The sequence below is a fragment of the Paenisporosarcina sp. P4_D4 genome (assembly GCF_056401835.1).
The window spans coordinates 13,032-36,366 of record NZ_JBFUIO010000022.1; the positions used below are offsets into that span (position 1 = coordinate 13,032).

The 23,335-nt window shown below is 40.8% G+C and carries 17 protein-coding genes and 2 pseudogenes; 16 read left to right on the plus strand and 3 right to left on the minus strand.

Going from position 1 to position 23,335, the window contains the following annotated elements; all coding sequences use genetic code 11:
- Window positions 1-77 precede the first annotated feature (77 nt).
- The 7 genes from AC1DSL_RS07750 (at window position 78) to mutL (ending at window position 10,255) form a co-directional block, all read left to right on the plus strand.
- Window positions 78-1,832, plus strand: a complete 1,755-nt coding sequence (locus tag AC1DSL_RS07750; RefSeq protein WP_477531789.1) for a 2-oxoacid:acceptor oxidoreductase subunit alpha — start codon at window positions 78-80, stop codon at window positions 1,830-1,832.
- Window positions 1,819-2,685 carry a 2-oxoacid:ferredoxin oxidoreductase subunit beta gene (locus tag AC1DSL_RS07755; protein WP_477531790.1) on the plus strand — a complete coding sequence of 289 codons (867 nt, stop codon included), beginning with the start codon at window positions 1,819-1,821 and terminating at the stop codon, window positions 2,683-2,685. The genes AC1DSL_RS07750 and AC1DSL_RS07755 overlap by 14 nt, the downstream gene beginning before the upstream one ends.
- Window positions 2,686-2,832: 147 nt before the next feature.
- The gene (gene miaB, locus AC1DSL_RS07760) at window positions 2,833-4,371 is read left to right on the plus strand and encodes a tRNA (N6-isopentenyl adenosine(37)-C2)-methylthiotransferase MiaB (protein WP_477531791.1); all 1,539 of its coding nucleotides are present in this window, start codon (window positions 2,833-2,835) and stop codon (window positions 4,369-4,371) included.
- Window positions 4,368-4,802, plus strand: a complete 435-nt coding sequence (locus tag AC1DSL_RS07765) for a YlbF/YmcA family competence regulator (RefSeq protein WP_016427561.1) — start codon at window positions 4,368-4,370, stop codon at window positions 4,800-4,802. The genes miaB and AC1DSL_RS07765 overlap by 4 nt, the downstream gene beginning before the upstream one ends.
- Window positions 4,803-5,044: 242 nt before the next feature.
- Window positions 5,045-5,587: an outer spore coat protein CotE gene (cotE, locus tag AC1DSL_RS07770; RefSeq protein WP_016427560.1), complete on the plus strand. Its 543-nt coding sequence runs from the start codon at window positions 5,045-5,047 to the stop codon at window positions 5,585-5,587.
- Window positions 5,588-5,854: 267 nt separating this feature from the next.
- Complete coding sequence (gene mutS, locus AC1DSL_RS07775) at window positions 5,855-8,431, plus strand: DNA mismatch repair protein MutS (protein ID WP_477531792.1); 2,577 nt, start codon at window positions 5,855-5,857, stop codon at window positions 8,429-8,431.
- 24 nt (window positions 8,432-8,455) lie between these two features.
- Window positions 8,456-10,255 carry a DNA mismatch repair endonuclease MutL gene (gene mutL / locus AC1DSL_RS07780; RefSeq protein ID WP_016427558.1) on the plus strand — a complete coding sequence of 600 codons (1,800 nt, stop codon included), beginning with the start codon at window positions 8,456-8,458 and terminating at the stop codon, window positions 10,253-10,255.
- A gap of 199 nt (window positions 10,256-10,454) precedes the next feature.
- Here the strand turns inward: mutL and AC1DSL_RS07785 are convergent, their stop codons facing one another.
- Window positions 10,455-10,733 carry a hypothetical protein gene (locus tag AC1DSL_RS07785; protein WP_477531793.1) on the minus strand — a complete coding sequence of 93 codons (279 nt, stop codon included), beginning with the start codon at window positions 10,731-10,733 and terminating at the stop codon, window positions 10,455-10,457.
- 319 nt (window positions 10,734-11,052) lie between these two features.
- On the opposite strand from AC1DSL_RS07785, the gene AC1DSL_RS07790 reads away from it, so the two are divergent.
- The 8 genes and pseudogenes from AC1DSL_RS07790 (at window position 11,053) to AC1DSL_RS07825 (ending at window position 15,362) form a co-directional block, all read left to right on the plus strand.
- Window positions 11,053-11,223 carry a Fe3+ hydroxamate ABC transporter substrate-binding protein gene (locus AC1DSL_RS07790; RefSeq protein ID WP_477531794.1) on the plus strand — a complete coding sequence of 57 codons (171 nt, stop codon included), beginning with the start codon at window positions 11,053-11,055 and terminating at the stop codon, window positions 11,221-11,223.
- 513 nt (window positions 11,224-11,736) lie between these two features.
- Window positions 11,737-12,057 (plus strand): PadR family transcriptional regulator, encoded by a 321-nt coding sequence (locus tag AC1DSL_RS07795; RefSeq protein WP_342541793.1) that lies wholly within the window; start codon window positions 11,737-11,739, stop codon window positions 12,055-12,057.
- Between the two features lie 66 nt (window positions 12,058-12,123).
- Window positions 12,124-12,477 (plus strand): DUF1048 domain-containing protein, encoded by a 354-nt coding sequence (locus tag AC1DSL_RS07800; RefSeq protein ID WP_477531795.1) that lies wholly within the window; start codon window positions 12,124-12,126, stop codon window positions 12,475-12,477.
- 124 nt (window positions 12,478-12,601) lie between these two features.
- A pseudogene (locus AC1DSL_RS07805) lies at window positions 12,602-12,727 on the plus strand (PadR family transcriptional regulator); the annotation flags it as partial.
- A gap of 71 nt (window positions 12,728-12,798) precedes the next feature.
- Window positions 12,799-13,152 carry a DUF1048 domain-containing protein gene (locus AC1DSL_RS07810; RefSeq protein WP_477531796.1) on the plus strand — a complete coding sequence of 118 codons (354 nt, stop codon included), beginning with the start codon at window positions 12,799-12,801 and terminating at the stop codon, window positions 13,150-13,152.
- A gap of 131 nt (window positions 13,153-13,283) precedes the next feature.
- A complete protein-coding gene (locus tag AC1DSL_RS07815) occupies window positions 13,284-14,045 on the plus strand; it encodes an ABC transporter ATP-binding protein (protein WP_477531797.1) in 762 nt (253 codons plus the stop codon).
- A complete protein-coding gene (locus AC1DSL_RS07820) occupies window positions 14,046-14,795 on the plus strand; it encodes an ABC transporter permease (RefSeq protein WP_477531798.1) in 750 nt (249 codons plus the stop codon).
- 387 nt (window positions 14,796-15,182) lie between these two features.
- The gene (locus AC1DSL_RS07825) at window positions 15,183-15,362 is read left to right on the plus strand and encodes a hypothetical protein (RefSeq protein WP_477531799.1); all 180 of its coding nucleotides are present in this window, start codon (window positions 15,183-15,185) and stop codon (window positions 15,360-15,362) included.
- Window positions 15,363-15,596: 234 nt separating this feature from the next.
- Here AC1DSL_RS07825 and AC1DSL_RS07830 read toward each other — a convergent pair whose 3' ends face one another.
- The gene (locus AC1DSL_RS07830; RefSeq protein WP_477531800.1) at window positions 15,597-18,998 is read right to left on the minus strand and encodes a S8 family serine peptidase; all 3,402 of its coding nucleotides are present in this window, start codon (window positions 18,996-18,998) and stop codon (window positions 15,597-15,599) included.
- Between the two features lie 1,017 nt (window positions 18,999-20,015).
- A pseudogene (locus AC1DSL_RS07835) lies at window positions 20,016-20,273 on the minus strand (CAP domain-containing protein); the annotation flags it as partial.
- Window positions 20,274-20,751: 478 nt separating this feature from the next.
- Here AC1DSL_RS07835 and AC1DSL_RS07840 point away from each other — a divergent pair.
- Window positions 20,752-23,335, plus strand: a 2,584-nt coding sequence (locus AC1DSL_RS07840; RefSeq protein WP_477531801.1) for a S8 family serine peptidase, incomplete at its 3' end; no start/stop codon positions are given.

Genomic DNA, 23,335 nt, shown 5'->3' on the forward strand with positions numbered 1-23,335 from the left:
TGAATGAAGCAATTAAGTGATAAACTTATGTAGGAAAATAGAGGTTATTACCTGATCTGTTAAGGAGTTGTTTGCATATGTTACATCAGCTTTCATGGAAAGTCGGTGGGCAACAAGGGGAAGGAATCGAAAGTACCGGAGAAATTTTCTCAATGGCGATGAATCGCTTAGGGTATTTCTTGTACGGCTATCGTCACTTTTCTTCACGTATTAAAGGTGGACACACGAATAATAAAATCTGTGTACGAACGACAGAAGTTCGCACAATACCAGATGATTTAGATATTTTAGTTGCATTTGACCAAGAAACAATTGATGTAAACTATAAAGAACTGACAGCTTCAAGCGTCATTTTGGCTGATACGAAATTTAATCCCGAACACCCAGAAGATTGTGTTGCGACCATGTACAGCGTTCCGTTTACGGAAATTGCATCTGAACTCGGCACGTCTTTAATGAAAAACATGGTGGCAATTGGTGCTACATCCGCTTTGTTAAATTTGGATAAAACTGTTTTCCAAAGCGTAGTCGATGAAATTTTCGGCCGCAAAGGCGAGACAATTGTTGAAAAAAACATGCAAGCGATCCAACAAGGTTATGAAGTGATGGCGCAACATTTGGGCGATCGGATTGGTGAGTGGGAACTTGAACCTGCAGATGGGAAACATCGTTTGTTTATGATTGGAAACGATGCTATCGCTTTAGGTGCACTTGCATCTGGTGTTAGATTTATGGCAGCCTATCCTATTACTCCTGCATCTGAAATAATGGAATACTTGATTAAGAAATTGCCGAAATTTGGTGGGGCTGTAATTCAAACTGAGGATGAAATTGCCGCTGCAACCATGGCGATTGGCGCAAACTACGGTGGGGTTCGTTCATTTACTGCTTCTGCGGGTCCTGGTTTATCTTTAATGATGGAAGCAATCGGTTTGTCAGGTATGACCGAGCAACCGCTCGTCATTGTTGATACACAACGTGGTGGCCCATCAACAGGTTTGCCGACGAAACAAGAACAATCCGATTTAATGCAGATGATTTATGGTACACACGGGGAGATCCCAAAAGTGGTCATCGCTCCAAGTACGGGCAAAGAAGCATTTTTCGATACAATTGAAGCGTTTAATATTGCGGAAGAATTACAACTGCCTGTTATTATTTTATCCGATTTACAGCTATCGTTAGGTAAACAAACGGTGGAACCATTTGATTACAGCAAAGTGGCACTTCGCAGAGGCCGTCTAAAAGTGGAAGAAGAATTAGTAGCTGCCGAAGATAAATCATACTTTAAACGCTACGAAGTGACGGAAGATGGTGTGTCTCCTCGTGTCATTCCTGGAATGAAAAATGGAATTCACCACGTTACTGGTGTTGAACACGACGAAACTGGCAAGCCTTCTGAATCGGCTGCAAATCGTCAACTGCAAATGGACAAGCGTATGAGAAAAATGGAGCATGTCAATTTCCCGAACCCTGTTCATGTATATGCACCTCATGAAGAAGCGGATGTCCTGTTAGTGGGCTTCAATTCGACTCGAGGGGTACTAGAAGAAGTTCAGGCGAATTTAAATGCACAAGGTATTCGTGCTAATCATGCACATATCCGTTTAATCCAGCCTTTCCCGACTGCACATGTTTCACCACTTATTGAGGCTGCGAAAAAAGTACTGGTCGTTGAAAATAATGCAACTGGTCAACTGGCAAATATTATTAAAATGAATGTTGGCGCTCATGACAAAATCGTGAACGTATTAAAATATGATGGAACACCTTTCTTGCCAAGAGAATTAACGAATCGCGTAAAGGAGTTGCTCTCAGATGGTAACATTTAAAGATTTTCGCAATAATGTAAAACCCAACTGGTGTCCAGGCTGTGGCGACTTTTCCGTACAGGCAGCTATTCAACGTGCAGCAGCTAATGTAGGGATCGAACCAACAGATTTAGCGGTTATTTCCGGAATTGGTTGCTCAGGTCGAATTTCTGGATATATACATTCATACGGATTCCACGGGATTCACGGTCGTGCACTTCCGATTGCTCAAGGTTTGAAAATGGCTAATCGTGATTTGAACGTAATTGCTTCAGGTGGAGATGGAGATGGTTTTGCGATCGGGATGGGACATACAATCCACGCGATTCGCCGAAATATCGATATCACATATATCGTCATGGATAATCAGATTTACGGTCTGACAAAAGGGCAAACATCGCCTCGTTCAGCAGCAGGTTTCAAAACGAAATCTACGCCTGGAGGTGCGATTGAACCTTCTCTTGCTCCACTGGAAATGGCTTTAACGTCTGGTGCAACATTTGTAGCACAAGGATTCTCTTCCGATTTAAAAGAATTGACAAGTATCATTGAAGCTGGAATTAACCATAAAGGATTTTCGTTCATCAACGTATTCAGTCCATGTGTTACTTACAACAAAATAAACACATATGATTGGTTCAAGGAACGCATCACAAAAATTTCAACTGTCGAAGGATACGATTCATCCAACCGTCCACAAGCAATGGCAACGTTAATGGAACATGAAAGCCTTGTAACAGGCATCATCTATCAAAACAACGAACAACCTTCTTATCAGGAAATGGTGTCAGGCTACGCTGAAACGCCATTATCAACAGAAGATTTAATGATGAGCCAAAGAGATTTCGATGAACTTGTAAAAGAATTTTTGTAAGAATTGAACTGCCGGTGAAAATCGGCAGTTTTTTTGTCGAAACACCGACAATTGCAGCTGACATCTTGTAGGAACACATGCCGTATCAGTATAATAGAGGAATGAAGTTTTCGTCTGATGGGTGTACAGGATGAAAGGAGCAATTTTATGAACGAAGAGCAACGCTTACATAATTCACAAGTAAAAGAAACGAATAAAACGGAAAAAGACTACAGTAAGTATTTCCAATCAGTTTATGTGGCACCATCTTTGAAAGAAGCAAAGAAACGTGGTAAAGAAGAAGTAGCTTACCATAAAGATTTTGCGATTCAACCTGAATTTTTGGGAATGGGACAAGGTCGTAAGTTTTTCATTCGGACATTCGGATGTCAAATGAATGAACACGATACAGAAGTAATGGCAGGTATATTCCTGCAACTGGGCTATACGCCAACTCAGAGTGTACAAGAAGCAAATGTCATCTTGCTGAACACATGTGCCATCCGTGAGAATGCCGAGAATAAGGTGTTTGGTGAACTTGGCCACTACAAAAAGATTAAACGTGATAATCCAGATGTGTTGATCGGTGTTTGTGGTTGCATGTCTCAAGAGGAATCAGTTGTCAATAAAATATTAAAAACTTATAATCAAGTCGACATGATTTTCGGTACTCACAATATTCATCGTTTGCCTCACATTTTAAATGAAGCCTATCTGTCAAAAGAAATGGTCATTGAGGTGTGGTCAAAAGAAGGAGACGTCATCGAAAGTTTGCCTAAAGTCCGACGTGGCGAAATCAAAGCGTGGGTCAATATTATGTATGGATGCGACAAATTCTGTACGTACTGTATTGTTCCATATACAAGAGGAAAAGAACGGAGCCGCAGACCTGAAGAGATCATACAGGAAATCAGACAGCTAGCGGCACAAGGATATAAAGAAGTCACTTTACTTGGGCAAAATGTGAATGCATATGGGAAAGATTTCGACGATCTTACATATCGACTGGGTGATTTGATGAATGATCTTCGTCAAATCGATATGCCACGCATTCGTTTTACAACAAGCCATCCACGAGATTTTGACGATCACTTGATTGAAGTGCTCGCGAAGCGTGGAAATCTAGTGGAACATATTCATTTACCTGTCCAATCAGGTTCCTCCAGTATGCTAAAACTAATGGCCCGTAAATATAACCGTGAACAATATTTGGAATTGGTCAGCAAAATTAAAGTTGCGATTCCTGATGCGGCATTGACTACGGATATTATTGTCGGATTCCCGAACGAAACGGACGAGCAGTTTGAGGAAACCATGTCTTTATATGAAGAAGTTGGGTTTGAACATGCCTATACGTATATCTATTCACCTCGTGAAGGGACACCGGCTGCCAAAATGGAAGATAATGTTCCGATGGATGTGAAGAAACAACGTTTGCAAAGGTTAAACAATCTTGTCAACAAATTATCAGCAGAGACAATGCAGGCTTATGATGGCCAAATTGTTGAAGTATTGGTTGAAGGTGAAAGTAAGAAAAATTCAGCGGTACTTGCGGGTTATACAAGAACAAGCAAGCTAGTGAATTTTGAAGGTCCGAATGATATTATCGGTAAATTGGTTCACGTGAAGATTACAAATACAAAAACATGGTCTCTAGAAGGCGAATTAATCGAAGTTCTATCAGGCCAAGAAGTGGGTGTCTTATGACAACGAAATATACAAAAGATGATATTATTGCAAAAGCTAAAGAAATCGCAGATATGATTGCACAAACAGAAGAAGTGGATTTCTTTAAACGTGCGGAAGCGCAAATTAATGAAAATCAAAAAATCCGTGAAAAAATTGCGAGTTTGAAGAGTCTTCAAAAACAAGCAGTTAATTTCCAACATTACGGTAAAGAAAAAGCATTAACATTAATTGAAGGTAAAATCGAGAAAATCGAAGAAGAAATTGATGAAATCCCGATTGTTCAAGAATTCAAGCAATCACAAGGGGATGTAAATGATTTACTTCAATTAGTAGCAAATACTATTGCCAACAATGTAACAAACCAAATCATCGAATCAACGGAAGGCGATTTACTTCGCGGAGAAACAGGTTCAAGAGTACAAAATACTAAACCAGGCAGTTGCTCATAAAACGCAAATAAAACTGTTCCTTCTATATAAGAGGGAGCAGTTTTTCTTTTCCATCGATGGTTTCAATCATTATTAAATCATCCTTTCATAATGTCTAGTTCCAAGCGCCAGCACGCTCATAAGCTTCAAGCCCTCAAGCGGAAACAAGCGGTGCCGAGAAAATTGGCGCTTTCCACAATTCCTATCACCTAATGGGCACAGCCTGCATATGATGAAAAGGAATCGAACGAAGGAGGATGGCTTTGAAATATACCCGTCAAATCGTGACGAAAGCAGTCGTGGCGAAAGGTAAAAAGAGAGCAGAAGCTAGTGAAACGTTACGTCCACCAAATAACCCTTCTAGCATTTTAGGGTGTTGGGTTATTAATCACACTCACCAAGCGAAGAAACATGGTAAATTTGTGGAAGTGTCTGGAAAGTACGACATCAATGTGTGGTATGCACATCACGACCATTCTAAAACCTCTGTATTTTCAGAAACAGTACCATACAGAGAGCGTATTAAACTTCATTATCGTGAAGATGATTCACAAGGTGTTGAGGACATACATGTACGTGTCATACAACAACCGAATTGCACGGAAGCCATCATTACACCGGATGGCGAGCAATTTAAAGTAACAGTAGAAAGAGAATTGCATGCAGAAGTTGTTGGTGAAACAACAGTTGTTATTCAAGTTCAACCAGGTGATTACGAGGAAGAATGGTCATATAAAGACGAAAGTTCATCTTCATCGTCAACTTCAACATTTAGTGATGCTAAAGAGTCCTCATCATTCTCTTAAGCCGGGGCACGAAATCCGGCTTTTTTTTATGACCTTTGGACTTCATCTACTTTCCGATGAACATAAGAAATAAAACATTAGCGAGGTGACGCAGTCACTTCGCTATTAATTTTAAATTCACAACTTGGTTGCAGTTTTTAGAGATTGCCGATAATTTTTTCTTCACTTTATACATATGCACGTTCCTTTGTAAGATCATGGTTGTTTAACCACTGTGAAAGTTAAGTTATAATGAAAGAATCGCTAGTATTTGAAAGAGGTTTTGACATGAACACCTATACACCTATGATTCAACAATACTTACAAGTTAAATCCGAATATACAGACGCCTTTTTGTTTTTCCGATTGGGCGATTTTTATGAATTATTTTTCGATGATGCCATCAATGCATCACAAATACTTGAAATCACACTGACGAGTCGTGATGGAGGAAGTAAAGACCGCATTCCTATGTGTGGTGTGCCACATCACGCAGCGCAAAATTATATAGAAACACTCATTCAAAAAGGTCACCGCGTGGCAATTTGTGAGCAAACGGAAGATCCTAAACAAGCAAAAGGAGTCGTTAAGCGTGAAGTTGTTCGTTTAATTACACCTGGTACGATTATTGAAGGTAAAAATATGGATGGCAAAAGCAATCATTTTATCGCTTCGGCAGAAGAACTGGATGAAAATCGCTTTGCTTATGCTTATTTGGATTTATCGACAGGCGAAGGTACTAGCGCGATACTAACAGGTACTGAAAAGAATTTAATTCAAGAATTGCAAACGTTATCCATCCGGGAACTCGTTGTACCTGAGCAACTGTTTGTGCTACTGTCAGATTTGGCTGACGTGCATTCCATTTTACTATCCATCGAAGAGACCCAACTCGAAGCACAAGCTGATGAATCCTTTACGGAACATAATCCAGTCGAGGTGCGTGGAGCTTGTCGACGATTGGTGAACTATTTACACCGCACACAAAAACGTTCACTTGAGCATATTCAAGCATTCCAATTCCAGGAACGCGAGGAGCTTTTGACGATAGATTTTCATTCCAAACGCAATTTAGAGCTGGTTCAATCCATTCGTGGTGGTGATCAAAAAGGTTCACTATACTGGTTGCTCGATGAAACAATGACCGCTATGGGTGGACGCAAATTAAAGCAGTGGTTGCATCAACCTTTAGCAAATCGTATGAAAATTGAAGAGCGCTTGGAAATCGTCACTGAAATGCTGGAAGCCTATTTCTCCCGAGCGGATATTCGAGAAAGCTTAAAAGAAGTATATGATTTGGAACGTTTGATTGGTCGCATTTCTTTTGGCACTGCTAGTGGCCGGGACTTAAGTCAATTAAGACAATCGATTCTTCAAATTCCATTGATTAAAACCCAATTGATTGAAAGTGGTAAACCTGCGCTTAAAAAAGCGGCTGACCAGTTAGATGAGTGTGAAGAGCTTTTGAGTTTGCTGCAAGAAGCAATCGCCGATCATCCACCTCTTTCAGTTAAAGAAGGGGATATCATCCGTGACGGTTTTCACGAACGCTTGGACGAGCTCCGCTATGCGAAGAAGAACGGCAAAGACTGGATTGCTGCTCTCGAGTTGAAGGAACGGGAACGGACTGGCATCAAAGGGCTTAAAATAGGCTATAACCGTATCTTTGGGTATTTCATTGAAATCACAAAATCAAATATTCACTTGGCTGATATGGCACGCTACGAAAGAAAACAAACGTTAGCTAATGCGGAACGATATATTACGGATGAACTGAAAGAAAAAGAGTCTTTGATTTTAACAGCAGAAGAAGAAAGTTTAGCATTGGAGTATTCTCTTTTCGTCGACATACGTGAACAAGTGAAACAATACATTCCACAAGTTCAGCAACTGGCAGCCAAGGTAAGTGAACTGGATGTATTTACGAGTTTTGCTGAAGTGTCTGACCAATATCGACTGACTAAACCAAAGTTTCATGACGGTTTGGAACTGAATATCGTTAACGGACGTCATCCTGTAGTTGAAAAAATGATGAACAAACAGCATTATGTACCGAATGATTGTGCCCTGACATCCGAAGAGAATATGTTGCTCATTACAGGACCCAATATGTCGGGTAAAAGTACATTCATGCGACAAGTGGCTATTACGGTCATTATGGGGCAAATGGGTTGCTACGTGCCGGCAGAACAAGCATTGCTGCCTGTGACCGATCAAATTTTTACACGTATTGGTGCAGCGGATGATTTAGCAGCTGGTCAAAGTACCTTCATGGTCGAAATGCTGGAATCCACATACGCAATAACGCATGCGACTGAACGCAGCCTCTTGCTGTTCGATGAAATTGGTAGGGGTACGTCCACTTACGATGGGATGGCTCTCGCTCAAGCAATGATGGAATACATTCATCATGAAATTCGTGCAAATACCTTATTTTCAACACACTACCATGAATTAACGCAGCTCGAAAAACAGCTGGATAAATTAGGCAATGTTCATGTAGCTGCGGTCGAGCAGAGTGGCAAAGTGGTCTTTTTACACAAAGTGAAAAATGGTCCAGCTGATAAGAGTTACGGGATCCATGTGGCGGAACTGGCTCAGTTACCTGAACCGATTCTTGCTAGGGCAAGAGACATTCTTCAAGAGCTTGAAACTGGTAAGGAACATAATCTTAAAGATACACAGTCTTCTGTAAATGAACAATTAACATTCTTCCAAGAAACGAAGAAAGATGCTGAGAATATTTCAAAAGAACCTCAGCAAGAGGATGTCCTGACAACCATAAGAGATTTGGATATTTCCGGAACAACACCGATGAAGGCACTTCAGTTCTTATATGAATTGCAACAAAAAATCGGTAAATAAACGATTCAGAAAGGAGCGGACCCTATGGGACAAATACGATTAATGGACGAACCTTTATCAAATAAAATCGCTGCGGGAGAAGTGGTGGAACGACCTGCTTCCGTCGTGAAAGAACTCGTTGAGAACGCAATTGATGCTGGCAGCACTTCCATTGATGTGTATTTGGAAGAAGCGGGACTGCAGACCATTCAAATAACGGATAACGGAAGCGGGATGGATGGAGAGGATGCAATTCTTTCATTCTCACGACATGCGACGAGCAAAATCTCAAATGAACATGATCTGTTCCGAATTCGAACACTCGGATTCCGTGGAGAAGCACTGGCCAGTATTTCATCGGTATCCAAAGTTTCTTTATGGACTTCAGACGGTGTTTCCACAGGGACAAGCATCGAGATAGAAGGGGGTCACTTAAAAAAACAACAGGCAGGCGCACTTCGTAAAGGTACAGATATCAAAGTGTCGCAGTTGTTTTTTAATACTCCGGCCCGTTTGAAATATATGAAAACGATCCAGACGGAACTTGGGCATATCATTGATTTACTTAATCGACTTGCACTATGCTATCCGTCTATCGCTTTTAAACTGACACATGGAGAACAAGTGCTTCTTCATACAAATGGTCGGGGTGATTTGCAACAAGTCGTTGCAGCTATTTATGGCATGGCCATCGCAAAAAAAATGATTCCTTTTGAAGGGGAATCAGCAGATTACCGAATCCATGGCTATGCGTCATTACCGGAAATCACACGCGCTTCGAAAAATTACCTGACTCTATTTGTCAATGGACGTTGGGTAAAACATTATAGTGTCCAGCAATCAATCGTCAATGCTTACCACACGTTTTTGCCGATTGAACGCTTTCCACTGGTTATCCTTCATATAGAAGGCGATCCATATTTAACAGATGTTAACGTTCATCCTTCGAAACAACAAATTCGTTTGAGCAAAGAAAAAGAGTTGCAACAGTTGGTCGAGGAAACGATTCGGAAGAGTTTGAGATCCGTTATGCGGGCACCTGAAATTGCAGAAAAACCGAAAAAGATGGTTGCGCCAAGCGAACAAATGGATTTGTGGAAATCAAGACCAACACCAACACCAACAACATCTGCTCCATTCCAGCCGATGCAGACTTTCAATAAAAGTCCAGAATCGTTAATGGTGAAAGAGCAGATGGAACCGGTCCAATCTTCACCTGAGCCATCAATCGACCATCTGGTACCAGTATCGTCCAAGGAACCTTTTCCGGAGTTGGATATCGTCGGACAAATCCACGGAACGTATATCGTAGCCCAAAGTGCTGATGGTTTTTACTTAATCGATCAACATGCGGCACAGGAACGGATTAAATATGAATTTTTCCGTGAGAAGGTAGGAGATGTGCAGTCGAATGAAAGACAATCTCTGCTCATCCCTCTGTCCATGCATTATTCTGCTGACGAAGCACTTCGATTAAAAGAATCGGCAAATGAACTTGAAGAAGTTGGGATTTTTCTCGAAGAGTTCGGCCCGACAACGTTTATTGTGCGGGAGTACCCCGTATGGTTTCCGAAAGGGTTCGAAGAAGAGATTGTAAAAGAACTCGTTGAACAAGTACTGACAACCCGTAAAACGGACATCAAGAAATTACGCGAAGATGCAGCCATTATGATGAGTTGCAAACGTTCCATTAAAGCCAATCACTATTTGACGAGAGAAGATATGGTCAAACTGATGGAAGATCTTAAACATGCCGAGCATCCATTTACATGTCCGCACGGCCGCCCTGTAATTGTTCATTTCTCCACATACGAAATTGAAAAAATGTTCAAACGCGTTATGTAGTGATATAGATCGATTTACAAATGATATTGTTTAAACGAACACTAAATAATGAAGAATCAGAAAGCGACCGAATTTACATATTCGGTCGCTTTTTAAATGAGAATATTAAAAGAAAAGGTTTATCTATCGTGAATTAATAACAGGTTTACACCACGACAAATTCTTGGAGCTCATTTATTACTACTGCGTTTTCTCAATGCTAATCTTTCTTTGTTGTGTATAGGATGGATGTGTTTTTACCTCTTAACGCTCGGGTACCTATTTCTGCAAATTCACTAGCGAGTTCTGCTCTAATACGATCTGGTGCAATTTTTTGATGAGTGGATGTGTTTAAAACTTTCAACGCTTTGGAACCTATTTCTGCAAATTCACTAGCTGTTTCTTCTTTGATAAGACTTTGTGGGATTTTTAAGCTTTTTGGCGTTTGAGGTAAACTGTTTTTGTTATTACTTGTAGCTTTATTATCATCTCTGCCCACATTCCATCTTCCTTTCTTAATTTAGTTTCGTATTAGTTTGTCTTTCGAAGTCATATTCATGTAAACGAATTCTAAAAATTATTTTCCGGTTTTTTTACACTTTTAAAAAACATTTTACAAAGGACAAGTTTGGAAAAAATCGATAATTCAGAGTCCTTTTGGAAAAGTGTAAAAAATTATACCGAATAAATAATTATTATGTGGAATCAAACGGGTGCTTTAGTTAAAGATACGAGGCAGGTTAGTTGTTGAAACTTTTATAAAAGTTATTCGTAAAGATATAAAGAGGAATTAACATTACTTAGAGGTGATTTAGTTTATGTGGGAAAAACCCAAATGTACTATTTGTGATAAAGAGATTAAGGAAGACGACGTTGTTTTTGTGAAAATGCGTTATCCTAAGCGAAAAGGTTTTACTGAAATAAAAGCATATTTAAGCAACGAAGGTAGGTTCATTTGTGAAGATTGTTTTAACAATAAATCCTACTAAATACTTTTTAACAAAAGGATGCTTTAGTTGAATAAGGACTACTAAAAAATGCTCAAACTTTTTAAAAAAAACGAAATAACTAATAACAGCCATGATCAATCTTTTTTCAAAATGGCTTCTTTCTATCGTGAAATATGGGTTTGCGAAGTGTTTTTAATCAAACTTTTTTTGAAAGAAGCATAGGAGGAAGTAAAAGCTCTATAAAGAAAATCGGCTGTATCCAATGGGGATAACTGGTTTTATAAATATTTTGAAAATCCAGTTGACAGCCCATCTACTACGTGTTACGATATACCTGTAGTAGGTCATACTGGATACCGACATCACTGAATAGTGAGGTTGCAAAAATATTATTAAGGAAAATAGTTGACACCTCCGCTACTCGGTGTTACGATATACATGTAATAAGCAATACTGAATAGCGTGATTTCGCAAAAGCTATTCAGTAAAAATCTCCCCTTAGTACTAAGTTATACTGAATATAAGTCAGACGAAATAGAGGAGGAACTGAACATGGAAAATTTAACTGAAATGCTGAAGGGTTCGCTGGAAGGCTGCGTGCTGGAAATCATCAGCCGCCATGAAACCTATGGCTACGAGATTACCCGCCGCCTGAACGATCTTGGGTTTACTGAAGTCGTGGAAGGGACGGTCTACACCATCCTCGTGCGATTAGAAAAGAAAAAACTGGTGAGCATAGAAAAAAAACCGTCAGATATGGGACCGCCCCGCAAGTTTTACTCACTTAATGAGTCTGGCCGCCAGGAACTTGAATTGTTTTGGAAAAAATGGGATTTTGTATCATCAAAAATCAACGTCTTAAAGTCAATATAGCTTCATAAGATATTTCGTACGATATGAGTGTCTTGTTCAGCTTTATAAAAAAGGAGGAAAAATAACATGATGGAAATGTTCAAAAAAATGATTGGTGATAAAAAAGAATACAAGATGATGATGGCACGGGTTGAAGTCCTGCCAGAGGACTACCAGTTTGTATTTAAGAAAATTCAAAACTACATGTGGAATTTCTCAGCGGGCAGCGGGATGGATATGCTGCACATACAGTATGAATTAATCGAGTTGTTCGAAGCCGGCGCGGCGGATGGCAGACAAGTGCTGGAAATCACTGGGGACGACGTGGCATCCTTTGCCGACGAACTAGTGGCAAATGCTAAAACCTATGTCGCCAAGTATCGTGAAGATTTGAATCAGAGTATCATGAAGCGATTGGGAAAAAATAAATTCAATAGATAATACCGACTGAATAGCTGGTTACAAATGTTTGAATTACCACCTTCGCTATTCAGTTATATTTTCACCCGGTAATAAGTTATACAGATTATCAGTCAGACTAAATAGAAGAGTATAGGTAATCTAGCCGTCAGATATGGGGCTGTCCCGCAAGTTTTACTCACTTAATTAGTCTGGCCGACAGGAACTTGAATTGTTTTGGGAAAAATGGGATTTTGTATCATCAAAAATCAACGTCTTAAAGTCAATCTAGCTTCATAAGATATTCCGTACAATATTTTTGGAGTGTCTTGTTCAGCTTTATAAAAAAGGAGGAAAAATAACATGATGGAAATGTTCAAAAAAATGATTGGTGATAAAAAAGAATACAAGATGATGATGGCACGGGTTGAAGCCCTGCCAGAGGACTACCAGTTTATATTTATGAAAATTCAAAACTACATGTGGAATTTCTCAGCGGGCAACGGGATGGATATGCTGCACATGCAGTATGAATTAATCGAGTTGTTCGAAGCCGGTGCGGCGGAAGGCAGACAAGTGCTGGAAATCACCGGGGACGACGTGGCGTCCTTTGCCGACGAACTAGTGGCAAACGCTAAAACCTATGTCGCCAAGTATCGTGAAGATTTGAATCAGAGTATCATGAAGCGATTGGGAAAAAATAAATTCAATAGATAATACCGACTGAATAGCTGATTACAAATGTGAATTGCCACATTCGCCATTCAGTTATATTTTCACCTGGTAATAAGTTGTACAGATTATCAGTCAGACTAAATAGAAGATTATTTTATAAGGAGGAAAAAAGTATGAGCAATGCAGCGATTTCTGTAAAAGGGTTAAAAAAATCCTTTAAAGACAAGGAAGTCTTAAAGGGGGTGGATTTTGAGGTACAGCGTGGCGAAATTTTCGCACTGCTGGGCTCAAATGGAGCGGGCAAGACGACGATAGTCAACATCCTCTCGACGCTGATGAAGGCCGATGGCGGCGAAGTAGGTATTTGCGGCTTTGACATCCAGCGTCAACCGGATCATGTTCGCCAGAGTATCAGCCTGACAGGACAGTTCGCAGCTTTAGACGGCATGCTCACCGGGCGGGAAAACCTGATGATGATCGCCAAGTTGCGGGGAGTTTCCAATCCCGCTCAAGTCGCCGACAATTTGCTTGCAAGATTCAGCCTGACCGATGCGGCCAACCGCCGGGCTGACAAATATTCCGGCGGGATGAAGCGCCGGCTTGACATCGCCATGAGCCTGATCGGGACGCCAGCAGTCATTTTTCTCGACGAACCGACGACAGGGCTTGACCCCGAAGCGCGGATTGAAGTCTGGGATACCGTCAAGGAGCTTGCCGGCGGCGGCACGACCATCTTGCTGACGACCCAGTACCTGGAGGAAGCCGAACAACTGGCGGACCGTATCGCCATCCTGCATGGTGGAAAAATCATCACGACCGGTACCCTTACCGAACTCAAGGAGATGTTCCCGCCAGCGGAAGTGGAGTACATCGAGAAGCAGCCGACATTAGAGGAAATTTTCCTCGCAATCATCGGCAAAAAGGAGGAGATGTAAATGAAAAGCAAAACAGGGGTATTACTAGGACGTTTAATGCGCAACATCATGCGCAGCCCGGATACGATTATCACGGTGGCGATTACGCCGATTATGATGCTGCTGCTGTTTGTCTACGTATTTGGCGGCGCCATAGAGACAGGCACGGACAACTACGTCAATTATTTATTGCCGGGAATCTTGCTGATGGCTATTGCATCCGGCGTCGCTTACACTTCTGTACGGCTGTTTACGGATGTAAAGAGCGGGCTGATGTCGCGTTTCATTACCATGCCCATCAAGCGCTCGTCGGTATTGTGGGCACACGTGTTGACCTCGCTTGTTTCCAATGCGCTTACTATCGTGGTGGTTATCCTCGTCGCGCTCTTGATGGGCTTCCGTTCCAGCGCTGATATCCTGGATTGGCTCGCGGTAGCTGGGATACTCGGGCTGTTTACGCTGGCGCTGACATGGCTGGCGGTCATTCCCGGATTGACAGCAGGGTCTATGGAAGGGGCGACAGCCTACTCGTACCCGCTGATTTTCCTGCCGTTTATCAGTTCGGCCTTTGTACCCACCGAAACCATGCCTAAAATTGTCCGTGCGTTCGCTGAGAACCAGCCCGTGACTTCAATCGTGAATGCGATTCGTGCCCTCTTGTATGAAGGGTCTGTTGGCAACGATATCTGGATCGCGCTTGCCTGGTGCGTCAGCATCATGGTCATCGCTTACTTCTTCGCCATTAAAGTATTTAAACGCCAGTTAGGGTAAGTACACCATATCAATAGTCATCCACTGCGATGAATGCATTTGCTATCAGAGGAAGGCTGCTTAAATACCGGGGCAACCATTGATGAAATCAGGAAAACCCTCAAAATTGGTTGATTGGTGGCGGCTCGATCAAAAGAAATTGAAATCTATATCCATAATTTACCGATAAAAAACCAGAGATACTCACTAGACCAATATTAGAATCCCCCTCACAGCAAGAACGAACGTTCTTATTTTGAGGGGGATTTTTTGTGAAACCATTACTCAATCGCGCCATTACGTGTCTGGATATGCGAGTTTTTTACAAGTTAAGCACTCGAATCATGCTTTGGTGTATTGAAACTTCTATAACTACTACTCGTCAAATTACTGGGGAGGGTGAATAAAATGAGGCTTCAATGTCTATGGTTGTACCTCAACAAATCATACGGTACAACACTCGATGATTTCGCAAAAGAGAAGAAAATCAAGGCAAAACAAAAATATGATCAAGACAAGTTTCGCTTCAAAATGAAAAGTGAAGAGTATTTTTCGCCTCTCCGCATTCACAAGATGCAAAATACCTGAAATGCATCACACTAGAACCTCGTTGTAACATATTGGTAAGCCGTATGCCTAAATAGGGCACGTGCGGTTTGATAAGGGGGAAACCATGAATTTGTACTGGCCATACGTTTCTTCTATATTAATGGCATACAGTGATTATCAATATTTCTAATTGTATTAGATTTTAATTATATCTGTACTTTTTTAGAGTGCATTAAAAAAGGAGCCGAAATTACTCGGCTCTTCTTTTTCAAATCAGTCTAGTAGTTTAAGTGTGTCCAATGTACGATAGAGCATAACTGCTGCTTCAGCACGTGTTGCGTTGTTTTTAGGATTGAACTGACCTTCGTTACCTTTAATAACACCTAGTGCAGTTGCTTTATAGACAGAATCAATTGCATATGCACCAATTAATTGATGGTCCTTAAAATTAGCTGGTTTTTCTAGGTTGTCTAGTTTTATTTTATCTTTAATCTCAACTGCTCTTACAACCATTGCCGCGATTTCTTCACGTTTAATCGGAGCGTCTGGATTAAATTTACCATCCTTCATTCCGTTCACAATGCCTGCATTGGCGGCTGCTTCAATCCCTGCAAATGCCCACTTTTTACTTGTGTTCACATCATCAAACTTGCCCTCGTACGTCTTCAACGGAAGGTTTAGCGCGCGAGCAAGTAATACGGTGAATTCTGCACGCGTAATTTGTGCGTTTGGTGCAAAGGTAGTTTCCGTTTTCCCTTGGATAATTCCCTTCGCTGCAAGCTTATTAATTTCATCTTTTGCGAAAGTATTTGTAATATCTGTGAATGCTGGTGGTATTTCTGGTTTAGGATCAACCGGACCAGGTCCAGGGCCAGGACCGACATCCTTGGATAGTAGTGAAACAATAACAGGATTCGATTTTCCCGTCATTTTCCCATTCAACATGGAGACTGCTGTTAAACTATTTTTACCGTCTTTAATTTTCATTGGGATTGAAAATTTGCCTTCATCGCCAACTTTTGCAGTACCTACTTCTTCGTTATTATTCATCAGCTTAATCGTTGTTGAAGGTGAGGCAGTTCCTTCTACCGTGATGTTTTCGTCTTTGAATACTTCATCCTGTTTTGGCGAAGTAATTGATGGCTTGTCTACTTCATAACTAACACGTGCACGGATCATATAATTACCGTCTTCAACAAATGCTGGATAAAATTCGCCATCAAGATATTGATAGCTTCTCTCCATATATGGATTACCGTTGTCGGTTGCTAAACCAAGTGCCTCCGGATAATTCAGTGTTTGGACATACACCATATAAAAGTCTCCATCAACCTTGATATTGTAATCGGTTAAATCAACTACTGTCCAGTCATCCAATACAGCTTCAGCGGCTATCGGGCCAGCAAGTTTCTTACCCGGTAACCCATCGCGCCCAGAGGCATCCCATACTTCCACATTAAATTCCGTCCCATGTGTTTCTGAGTATTTTTTATCCTTTAAGTGAAACACACCATCTGTGACAATCGCTGATTTCTTATTCTCTGGCAATGACATTTTTACTGCCCAGCCAGCTCCACCGCCAAAATACATACTGCCACTATCAACTTTTCCATTATCGTAGCCAATTTCGCCGCCAGGATACGTGTAAAAAGGATCAAGAACAATATCAACCGCGTGTTCATTTCCTTTTATTGTAATATCAACATCTTGACTGTGATAGCCGCTTCTCATGGCTCTCAACGTATAAGTTCCTTCAATAGCAGTAAGTTCATATTTACCGTCCTTATCCGTAGCCACAGGTGTAATATTGGCATCTTCCATAAGGAGTAATGTCACACCTTCAACAACTTCCCCCGAGATTTTATCAGTAATCACACCACTGATAGTTCCTTTTGGGATTTCATTCAATGTGAAATCTGCGTGTATAGCTTTATCTTTTTCAAACGTTACTGATTGCTGTTTAGATTGATATCCATATGCTTCGGCTTGAACTGTAAATTTACCAGCAGCATGTGGGAGTTTATAAGAGCCATTTTCAGGATTTGTGTTGATGTACTGTCTACTTTCAAGCACGCTTACTTTACCGCTTATCGGCAAATCAAAATTCGTTTGGACCACTTTTCCTTCCAAAGTCCCTAGACCATCACTAATAGAAGATACCGCATTGTATGCATTGACTAATCCATAGCCGTACCCGTTATTTGGTGATTCTGGATATTCCTTATCCGTTAAAGGCTTTGCTGTTTCTATTAAAATCTTTTCTATTTCATCAACCGATAAACTTGCATTTACTTCATATAATAATGCTACGACTGCCGATACAGCGGGGGCCGCCATCGATGAGCCATTCCAACCGCCTTCGTAATCACTGCGAGGTATCGATGAACGAATATTAGCACCAGGCGCTGAAATATCAGGCTTTATTTCACCATATGGTGAAGGGCCGCGTAATGAAAAGTCTCCAACGATATCATTACTATCCGTTGCTCCCACTGCAAATGATTCGGGATAGTTTGCTGGATTGGCGACTGATCCAGGTCCGCCATCATTAGTCATGCCTGTGTTTCCAACTGCGAAAGTAGGAAATATCCCGGCATTTCTCCATTCTCTTACTACATCCCGATACCATTCATCAAGACCTGGTCCGCCACCCCATGAGTTGTTAACAATATCAGGTGCCATGTCAACGCGGGTATTCCCATTTGCATCTATTGGTGCTAAAATCCACTCTGCTGCAGCCAATAGATTGGCATCACTTCCGCTAGTCTCCGAGAATGCCTTAACAGCAATCCATTTTGCGCCCGGTGCTACACCTATTTTGTTAGATCCATCTGGTTCACTGCCGACCATTGTCCCAGTCACATGTGTTCCATGTCCTAAATCATCATATGGACTCGATTGTCCGGCTGTGGCATCAAACCAATTAAAGTCGTGATCAACTTCTCCGGTTGCTGCATTATAGCCGCGATACTTTTCCTTTAATGCGGGGTGATCCAATTGAACACCGGTATCAATACTCGCTACAACAACACCTGAACCGTCGATTCCCTTTTCCCATAAAGCCGGAGCTCCAACTCTCTCAGCGTTCCACTCTACATTCGCTAGATTTGAATTAAGGCTTTCCTCTTTAGTTGTTGAAGCAAATAATTGTCTTGTTTCGTTTGGCAGTACTTTTTCAACTTCGGAAAAGGTTGCTATCTTTTCTGCAACCTCTTTCGTTGCTGTAACAGCCATACCATTGACGATAAAATAGGAATTAAAAGATTCGACATTCCCTTTAAGTTCTTCTTGTTTAAGATATTTTAAAACGTTTTGCTGCTCTACGTGTGCAGTAGCTTTTAACTCAGATACTACTGCAGAGCGTTGGATAAACTCTTCTTTATTCGCCGTTAATTTTTCTTGCTTCGCAATCGCTTTCGCCCGCTTTATAGCATTTACTGTATCTGCTTTTTCTTTAAATTTGATTAAAAAAGTTACTTTATCATCTTTTTTAAAATTATCCAGTAAACGATTACTTACCTTTACCTTTGCAGCAGTTTGGTGATCATTTACATAACGGTTTGATGGCTTTATTGATTCAGCATCCGCGAATCCTGGTGATAGTAATGAAAATACCATAAGTAATGTTGCTACAATACTAAATATTCGCTTGTAACAGTGTTTCCTTTTCTTCAATTCGTTCCCATCCCTCCGAATATAAATTGATACTTGTCATTTGAAGCTGCCGTCTCTGTTTCCGACATCAATCGTTCAAAAATCCATCAGTATTTTTCATCTCCTCAACTCTCAATCTCAATCGTTACTAGTATAGGATAAGATAAAATATATTTCAAGAAAATTCAGTTTTAATAGAATAGTTTGGATATATACCCGGTGGAAAACATTTAGAATTGAATGCATAGCCGATTCATAGTAGCTTCTGGTGTTTCATTGATATGACAAATAAAACCTTGAACGGCTTTACGGATCTTTTGAACAGAATCGAAGAATACGTTGTTGATGACGGATGATTTTAACCAACCCCGAATAGAATAGGTACTATTAAGTGATAAAACATTGCCCACTTAGGTATGCCACGTRACAGAYGGGARACTKCAAATACCATAGAAATTAAGAAATATCTTAWTAATAATTTGAAAACCGMGTTGGAACTTATGGTWAATAGGTTAAAAAAAGAAATATGAAGTTAATGATATAGATTTAWKGAGTGACTTTTCAAAAGTAGAAAAGGAYTTCTTMTTCAACTRACGGGGCAGGTTAGTTGAATAAAGATATAAATGGGGTGGAGTATATGAGTGAACGATTTGAATTAAGTTTTAAAAACAAGGAAGTAAGAATGGGGGTTTATTTGGCGGTAACAACGTTTTTTATAAGCTTCATAAATTATATTTTATGGTGAATAAGAACGGGTGCTTTACTTGAAGATCATTTAGCTGTTTAGACAGCTTTTTTTCTTATTCAACTAAAGGGTCACTTTTACGAACTGCTTTGAATTGCTCCTATTTAGTCATTTACATAGTTCGCAATACTATAATACCTTTTAATGAACGTTCACTTTTTAACGTCACTTTTACGAACTCTTATAAGCAATAAGAAAAAGCTACCCTCAAAGGATAAAATTATTTAAAATGTTTCGACAATATAATAAGACAGATAAAAAAAGAAGCATGGAATTAACCACACTTCTTTCTCTTATTTTCCTATAAATTGTTGAGTCCAATAGTTTCCACTTGCTACATGGCCAACTCCGATATGAGTAAAGTTTTTACTCAAGATATTAGCTTTATGACCAGGAGAATTCATCCAAGCTTTCATGACTGCTGCAGGGGTTGTTTGACCTTGAGCAATATTTTCGCCAGCTGATTTATAAGTAACTCCAATCATATCGAAAGGTGATCCATAAGTTCCGTCATGAAACATTCTATTAAGGTTTTTCATACTTTGATTTTTCTAATTAACATGTGGGTGAACCACTATATACAGAGCCTTGGTAAACAATATGTTATCAAGGTTTTTTTATTTATCTGGAATATCAACAAATAGAACTTTTTTCCTGTTTTAATCTATTATTGTTAAATGTATTTCTAAAAAATTACGAGAAATTTCTATATTCCCCCAAATTTTAAAACTTAGTACATTAAAAAACTGAAATTTTAGACAATATTCACGACATTCTTCTACAAAATAACTGAAAATTCTTTTGAAATAAGGCCAAATAACATTTTTTAGTATTGAATTTTCAAAAAATATATTAATAGTTTCAAGTGAAATCCCCCAATTTACTATTTTTTAAGGCGGGTGTACACTTCGAATGGTATTCATTAATCATGCAAGGGGGAAAAGAGAGCAAAGATCAAAGATAAAATCTATCCATAGATCCTTGTAACGCAAGTCTTAATGTAAGCGATTTCAGAGAGGAGTCGAATTGATGAAAAGGAACAGACATGACCGCRTCGCATTTAGTTTTATTTTATGTGCATTATTGTTGCTCYCTATCTTTCTACCTCAACTCACMTTTGCTAATTCCAACTCCAAAGAAAGTATTTCTCTTCTTGAAAGTTCGGATGTAGCATCTRAAAACRTGAAAGCAAAGGTAGATAAAAAACTGAATGATCAGTTTAGTGAGAATGATACGGTTACCTTTTTAGTAAAATTAAAAGATCAAGTGGATACAAAAGAAGTTGCCACCGAAACAGCTAAAAAGGCTAAAGCTCAAAAACAAACGGCTGCCAAAACSGAATTGATGAAACGCTCTGCTGTCGTTTCTTCCCTTCGCGCTAAAGCTAGCGAAACTCAATACTCGATCAAAACCTATCTGGATCAAGAAAAAAAGAAGGGAAATRTCRAAGAGTTTCAATCCTTCTATATCGTCAATGGCATGTCGGTAACAGGAACCAAAGAAGTGATGGAGAAGCTTGCTACCTTCCCAGAAGTCGAAAAAATAACACCCAACGAAACGGTACAGCTGACCTCAAATGAAGGCAGTGAAACATCCAACCAACCAACAGCTGATACCCAAGCAGGCACCACTTCAATCGAATGGAATATTGCACGAATCGAGGCACCACAAGTCTGGGATAATATGGGTATTGATGGTGTAGGAACTGTAGTCGCCACTATCGATACAGGAGTCCAGTGGAATCACCCTGCTTTAAAAGAAAAGTATCGGGGTTACAACCCAGCCAATCCAGATCAACCTGATAACACTTACAACTGGTTTGACGCTGTTGCTGGAAAAGCTGCACCTTATGATGATCAGGGTTTTGGAACTCGCGCCATGGGTACGATGGTGGGTTCTGAGCCTAATGGCACGAACCAAATCGGTGTCGCTCCAGGTGCAAAATGGATCGCTGTGAAAGCCTTTACCCCGTCTGGTGGGACCCAAGCCGATTTACTGGAAGCTGGAGAATGGATTCTAGCTCCAAAAGATGCTGAGGGCAATCCACATCCAGAAAAAGCACCTGACGTAGTGAACAACTCCTGGGGTCGCCCACCAGGCACCGATGAATGGTATCGCCTGATGGTTCAAAACTGGCGTGCAGCTGAAATTTTCCCTTCGTTCGCTGCTGGAAATTACGGTCCGAGTGCTAGAAGCATCTCCATCCCATCCAACTATCCGGAATCGTTCGCTGTTGGCGCAACGGATAATAATAATCGAATTGTTTCTTTCTCCGCACGCGGTCCTTCGCCATATGGAGAAGGGAAGCCGGATATCTCTGCTCCAGGTGCGAACATTCGCTCTTCCGTACTAGGTGGCAGCTATGGAATCGGTCAGAATGGAACTTACATGGCTTCACCACACCTTTCTGGGGTTGTTGCTTTGATGAAGCAGGCGAATGCCTCTCTTACCGTTGATGAAATGGAACAAATTTTATTTGATACGGCAATCCCATTAACTGACTCCCTCTATCCAACTTCACCAAACAATGGTTATGGTCATGGCCAAGTGAATGCCTATGACGCTGTCTCCTCCATTGTCAGCGGAATAGGCCGAGTTCAGGGAAAAGTGGTTCGTGAAGGTCAAGATACTGAGAATCCAACTTATCAGCATACCGCTCCAACTGAAACTTATCCGACTATAACATTACCTCTTACTGTTCAAGTACAAGACAATGTCAGGATAGACAGTGTAGAGCTACAATACCGTGTAAGCGAAACTGCCGAATGGCAAACCGTAGCGGCCACTCGTACCGCAGGTGACTATAAGAGCGGAACGTACCAAGCCGTGATTCCGGCTGATGTCGTACAGATCCCAACCCTTACCTATCATTGGCGCATCACGGACTATGGGCAAAACGTGGTTACTTCTGACGATTACACAGTACCAGTCAAACCTRGAATCAGCACCGGTTACAATCAAGATTTTGAATCTCAACCAAATGGTTGGATCTCCTCCGGTACCAAAAATACTTGGCAGTGGGGAGTGCCTACCTTTGCCTATGGACCACAAATTGCAGCTTCTGGTGAAAAAGTGTACGGAACCAATTTAAAAGGTAACTATGACAACGATGCCAATATGAGTTTGATGATGCCTCCAATCGTCCTGCCTGAAGGTAACGCCTATCTGCAGTTTGAAGACTGGCGTGAACTTGAATCCAACGACTATGTTCATGTGCTTGTGTCCACAGACCAACAAAATTGGCAACAGCTGTCCCGCATCTCTGGTATCTCTAGGGCATGGAATTCACGCCAAATCAATCTATCTGCATATGCTGGTCAACGAATCTATATTGCCTTTAACGTCACCACAAACTATTTTGGCGCGAGAGCAGGTTGGTATATCGATGATGTCGCCTTAAGCAATACACCACTTGCCACAGCCAATGTAGAACTAGAAGATGTACAACAACAAAAACTGCTAGCTAGACAACTGGAATATGAGCCACAAACCAATCAAAAAGCAGTCAACCCGGATATCATCCAACCAACCAAAATACAAAACGTGATGGCACCCACCGCCACGATCACGCCGACTGCAGTCCAACCCATGTCCCTGCCACTTGGAGCTACAG